This is a genomic window from Halorubrum sp. SP9 (assembly GCF_005435015.1).
Taxonomy (GTDB): Archaea; Halobacteriota; Halobacteria; order Halobacteriales; family Haloferacaceae; genus Halorubrum; species Halorubrum sodomense.
Map to the genome: position 1 here is coordinate 1 of NZ_SGXU01000533.1, position 332 is coordinate 332.

Sequence of the window (332 nt, forward strand, 5' to 3'; positions counted from 1 at the left end):
CGATGAGATGCGGGACATCGACCGCGTTGTCGTCGAAGAGATCGGCCTCGATCTCCGGCGGATGATGGAACACGCCGGTCGCGGGCTCGCAGAGGCCGTTCTCCGTGTCCGATCGAACGGCCGGAGCGACGTTCCTATCTCGGTACTCGCCGGTAACGGGGGTAACGGCGGCGGCGGCCTCGCCTGTGCCCGACACCTCGCGAATAGGGATGTTCCGGTCCGAATCGTTCTCGACCGCGCACCGAGCGAAGTCAGCGGCGTCACCGCGGAACAACTGCGAATACTGGAAGCGATGGACGTAACGATTGAATCGCCCGACTGCGATACGGACA

Annotated in this window: 1 protein-coding gene; it reads left to right on the forward strand. The window is 63.9% G+C overall.

All coding sequences use genetic code 11. The annotated features are described in order from the left end of the window. Positions 1-332 (forward strand): NAD(P)H-hydrate epimerase (locus tag EXE45_RS18485; RefSeq protein ID WP_241989546.1); only part of this gene is annotated, 332 nt, incomplete at both ends.